Raw genomic sequence first — 4,646 nt, 5'->3', positions numbered from 1 at the left:
GTCCAGCAGCCACCCGGTGGCGTCGCCGCCGCGGGCCCGGCGCGCGGCCAGTGAGGCGGCGTTGGCGAACCCGCCGACGAGGAAGAACACCGGCATCACCTGGGCGACCCAGGTCAGCGGGTACGCCCACGGCAGGTCGGGCAGGGCGGAGCGGGCGGTCGGCCTGCCGGCGGCGTCGTACCCGATGGTGGCCACCGCCCAGTGGCCGAGAACGACCATGACGATGGCGAGCGCCCGGAGCAGGTCGACGATCCGTTCCCGACCAGCCGGCGTGGCCTCGGCGAGCGCACGCAGTCGGCGCATGGAGCGAGCGTATGCCAGCTGTGGTGTGGCCGGTGGTGATAACGGTTCGGCCGTCGGGTCTTGAAGTCCGGGCCCTCCTGCCGTAGAAATTCTTCAGCAACACGTTGCAAACTGAAGACAAACTTCCCCCGTGCCTCGCGCGACGACCGCCTCCCCCGTACCCGGTGGTCGTCGGAACACCGAATCCGAGGAGAGACGATGAACAGGCGTGACATCCTGCGGCGTAGCGCCGCCGCCGGCCTGCTGGCCACCCCCGCCGCCGGGCTGCTCGCCGGCTGCGCCACCGGTGGTGGCGACGACGACGGCGGCGACGCCGGCACCTACAAGGGCACCAAGAGCGAGCAGAACCCGCTCGGCGTCAAGGAGGACGCGCCGCTGGAGGTGGTCATCTTCAACGGCGGCTTCGGCGAGGAGTACGCCAAGGCCCACGAGGCCATGTACACCGAGAAGTACCCGAAGGCGACGATCAAGCACTCCGCGACGCAGGAGATCAGCAAGACCCTCCAGCCGCGCTTCGTCGACGGCACCCCGCCGGACGTGGTCAACAACTCCGGCGCCGGCCAGATCGACTTCAACGGCCTCGTGTCCCAGAACGCCATCGCCGACCTCGGCGAGTTGCTCGACGCACCCAGCCTCGACATTCCTGGCAAGAAGGTGCGCGACACCCTGCTGCCCGGCGCGGTCGAGGTCGGTTCGTACGACGGCAAGTTCCTGGTGATGAACTACACCTACACCGTCTACGGCATCTGGCACTCCAGCAAGCTCTTCACCGAGCGCAACTGGCAGTACGGGAAGACCTGGGACGACCACATCGCACTGTGCAGGCAGATCAAGGCCGCGGGCATCGCCCCGTGGACGTACGCGGGCGCCCACCCCCGCTACATGAGCTGGCCGCTGATCTCCACCGCCATCAAGTTCGGCGGGCCGCAGGTCGCCGTGGCGATCGACAACCTGGAGCCGAACGCCTGGAAGTCGGACGCGATGAAGGCCGCCGCCGACGCGTGGCACCAGATCGTCAAGGACAAGTTCATCCTGGAGGGCTCCCCGGGCCTGGACCACAAGCAGTCGCAGACCGCGTGGTGCCAGGGCAAGGCCGCCTTCATCTCGTGCGGCTCCTGGCTGGAGGCCGAGCAGAAGGACGTCACCCCGGCCGGGTTCAACATGGCCGTCCAGCCGACCCCGAGCCTGGGCAGCGGCGACAAGCTGCCCTTCGAGGCGGTCCGTGGCACCGCCGGCGAGCCGTTCATGGTGCCGGCCAAGGCGAAGAACCTCGCCGGTGGCCTGGAGTACTTCCGGACGATGCTGTCGCGCAAGGGCGCCCAGGACTTCACGAAGAAGGTGTCCAGCCTGACCGTGGTCGCCGGCGCCAGCGACGGCGTCGAGCTGCCGTACGGCCTGAACACGGTGGTCAAGGCCCTGGAGGCGTCCGGCGCCGACGGGTTCAACTGGGTCTACAACAACTACTACCGCAAGCTGGAGCGCAACCTCGTCGACGCCGCCTGCGGCGAGTTCTTCAGCGGCCGGATCGGCCCGGCGGAGTTCCTCGACCAGTGCCAGAAGGGCGCCGACTCGATCGCCCAGGACAGCTCGGTCAAGAAGTACAAGCGGACCGCCTGAGGCCGTCCGCCCTGGGAGGGGAAGAGCACCGTGAGACATGGCAAGTGGCCGCTGATCGTCACCTTCCTGGTGCCGCCGGTCCTGCTGTACGTCGTCTTCGTCGTGTCGCCGTACCTGCAGGCGTTCCAGATCTCCACCACGGACTGGCTCGGCTACTCCGCCGACGCCAACTTCATCGGACTGGAGAACTTCCGGGCCCTGTGGCGCGACGACTACGTCTGGAACGCGTTGCAGAACAACGCGATCCTGCTGGCACTCGTGCCGGTGGTGACGATCGTCCTCGGGCTCTTCTTCGCCTCGATGCTCACCATCGGCGGTCGAAAGGGCCGTGCCGGCGTCAGCGGCGTACGCGGCACGGCCTTCTACCGCACCGTCTACTTCTTCCCGCAGGTGCTCTCCGTCGTGATCATCGCGCTGCTGTGGAAGGAGGTCTACCACCCCAACAAGGGACTGTTGACCAGTTCGCTGGCCAGCCTCGGGCTGTCGGCGCCGACCTGGCTGGGTGACCCGGCGACCGCCTTCTGGTGTGTCCTGGCGGTGATGGTGTGGAGCAACGTCGGCTTCTACGTGGTGCTCTTCGGCGCCGCCATGGCGGCCATCCCGAAGGAGATCTACGAGGCGGTCATGCTCGACGGCGCCTCCCGGCTCACCACCCTGCGTCGGGTGACCATCCCGCTGTTGTGGGACACCGTCCAGGTCGCCTGGGTCTACCTGGCCATCTTCGCGCTGGACGGGTTCATCCTCGTGCAGCTCATGACCAACGGCGGCCCGAACTTCTCCACCGACGTGATCGGCGTGCGCATGTACGACACCGCGTTCGGCAGCGAGACGAAGTTCGGGTACGCCTCGGCGATGGGCGTGGTGATGTTCTTCCTGACCCTCTCGGTGGCGGTGCTGGCACTGCGGGCCGGCCGACGTGATCGGATCGAACTGTCGTGACCACTCTGGACGAGACCGCGCCGGCGGCGGTGACCGCGGCTCCGGCCGTACCCGCCGCCGACCGTCCCCTGCGCCGTGAACTCGGCGTCGCCAACCTGCTGTCGCACGGCTTCCTGCTCTTCTGGGGCGCGGTGACCGTCCTGCCGCTGGTGTGGATGGTCGTCAGCGCGTTCAAGAGCAACGGCGAGATCCTCGCCGACCCGTGGGGGCTGCCCGAGACGCTGCGCTTCGACAACTTCGTCCGGGCCTGGACCGGTGCGAACATCGGCCGGTACTTCCTCAACAGCCTCATCGTTGTGGCCGGCTCGGTCAGCCTGACCATGCTGATGGGCGCCACCGCCGCCTACGTCTTCGCCCGGTACGAGTTCCGCGGCCGGCAGATCGTCTACTACCTGTTCGTCGGCGGGCTGATGTTCCCCGTCTTCCTGGCCCTGGTGCCACTGTTCTTCGTGGTGCGCAACGCCGGCCTGTTCGGCACCTGGACCGGCCTGATCCTGGTCTACGCCGCGTACTCCCTGCCGTTCACGGTTTTCTTCCTGACCGCGTTCTTCCGGACGCTGCCCACCTCGGTGGCCGAGGCGGCGCTGGTCGACGGCTGCGGACACTTCCGGCTCTTCTTCCAGGTGATGCTGCCGATGGCGCGTCCGGGACTGATCAGTGTCGCGATCTTCAACTTCCTCAATCACTGGAACCAGTTCCTGCTGCCGCAGGTGCTCATGCAGGGCGACGAGGACAAGTGGGTGCTCGCCCAGGGGCTCTTCGCGCTCTCGGTCAGCCAGGGCTACGCCGGCGACTACGCCCGGCTCTTCGCCGGCCTCACCATCGCCGTGCTGCCGGTGCTCGCCGTGTACGTCATCTTCCAGCGCCAGGTGCAGTCCGGCCTCACCGCCGGCCAGCTCAAGTGATCGACCGGACCAGCTTCGCGCCGTTCGTGTTCGTCGAACACGACGACCCGCCGGTGCGCGACTGCGGCGGCCGGAGCCGTCCCCGCTACGGTCTCCTGCTGCACGGCGTGGACATGGAGCGGGCCGTGGCGACCCTCGCCCGGGCGGGGGTGCCCTGTGACGGCGACGGGTGGAACGACCTCGCCGAGCGGCTTGCCCGCCGGGAACTGCCGGACGAGGTCGACCTGCTGACCTTCGACTCCGATGCGGAGACCTTCGCGGTCACCGGCGACCGGTCGGAGCCGCTGCGTGCGTTGGGCAAGCAGCTGGGAGCGGCGTACCGGGACCTCCTGCGCACGCCGACCCGACTCCGCTCGCGTGACCGTTATTGATTATTGCTCCTCAGGCGTCCGCACGGGTTCGTGGGTGGTGCGTCGAGGATGTCGGTGAGTGGTTGAGTGAGCGTGATGTCTGTCAGACATTTTTATGTCCGACAGACATCACGGGGAAAGACCTTCCCTCCGCCGGCTCCGCGGGTTTCGTCGTTTCGCCGGTCCTGCCGTTCTGCCATTCAGGCCTTGATCCACTCGATGTCACTGATATCGCGGTGTCGGCGTGCCCAGGACAGCCCGACTTCAATGACATCGTGTTGATCTTGCGCGGGGCGCGGGGCGCGGGGCGCGGGGCGCGGGGCGCGGGGCGCGGGTGGTCAGGGGGCGGGGACGAGGAGGGCGTGCAGGGCCTCGGGGTCGGTGACCTCGGGCAGGTCCAGCGCGGCGAGCCACGCGGCCGCCGCCGCACCGTCCCCGGCCGTCCGTACGTCCGCGTCGGGCCAGCGTGACGTGACCTCGGCGCGGACTGCCACTCCCAGCGGGGTGTCGCCGGTGAGCAGGCCGCCACCGA

At 68.3% G+C, this 4,646-nt stretch carries 5 protein-coding genes and 1 pseudogene; 4 read left to right on the top strand and 2 right to left on the bottom strand.

From position 1 onward, the window contains the following. The coding region (locus AB0I76_RS22880) for an acyltransferase family protein (protein ID WP_357038912.1) at positions 1 to 303 on the bottom strand (303 nt) is incomplete at its 3' end. Positions 304 to 501: 198 nt separating this feature from the next. Between AB0I76_RS22880 and ngcE the strand changes: the two genes are divergently transcribed. The 4 genes from ngcE (at position 502) to AB0I76_RS22860 (ending at position 4,135) form a co-directional block, all read left to right on the top strand. Next, complete coding sequence (ngcE, locus tag AB0I76_RS22875; protein WP_357038910.1) at positions 502 to 1,920, top strand: N-acetylglucosamine/diacetylchitobiose ABC transporter substrate-binding protein; 1,419 nt, start codon at positions 502 to 504, stop codon at positions 1,918 to 1,920. A 30-nt stretch (positions 1,921 to 1,950) separates the two neighbouring features. Beyond that, positions 1,951 to 2,859, top strand: a complete 909-nt coding sequence (locus AB0I76_RS22870) for a sugar ABC transporter permease (protein ID WP_357038907.1) — start codon at positions 1,951 to 1,953, stop codon at positions 2,857 to 2,859. Positions 2,860 to 3,014: 155 nt separating this feature from the next. Continuing rightward, positions 3,015 to 3,764, top strand: a complete 750-nt coding sequence (locus AB0I76_RS22865; protein WP_357038915.1) for a carbohydrate ABC transporter permease — start codon at positions 3,015 to 3,017, stop codon at positions 3,762 to 3,764. Then, positions 3,761 to 4,135, top strand: coding sequence for an Imm51 family immunity protein (locus AB0I76_RS22860; RefSeq protein ID WP_357038904.1), 375 nt, complete (start codon positions 3,761 to 3,763; stop codon positions 4,133 to 4,135). The genes AB0I76_RS22865 and AB0I76_RS22860 overlap by 4 nt, the downstream gene beginning before the upstream one ends. A gap of 317 nt (positions 4,136 to 4,452) precedes the next feature. Here AB0I76_RS22860 and AB0I76_RS22855 read toward each other — a convergent pair. Then, positions 4,453 to 4,646, bottom strand: a pseudogene (locus AB0I76_RS22855) (ATPase); the annotation flags it as partial.

The organism is Micromonospora sp. NPDC049799 (assembly GCF_040656655.1).
Taxonomy (GTDB): domain Bacteria; phylum Actinomycetota; class Actinomycetes; order Mycobacteriales; family Micromonosporaceae; genus Micromonospora.
The sequence above is the reverse complement of the archived record's forward strand: the minus strand, read 5'-3'. Positions and strand labels throughout refer to the sequence as shown.

Excerpts from the sequence above, each read along its gene's own strand:
- ngcE (WP_357038910.1), top strand. The coding sequence starts at position 502 with ATGAACAGGCGTGACATCCTGCGGCGTAGCGCCGCCGCCGGCCTGCTG.
- AB0I76_RS22865 (WP_357038915.1), top strand. The coding sequence starts at position 3,015 with ATGGTCGTCAGCGCGTTCAAGAGCAACGGCGAGATCCTCGCCGACCCG.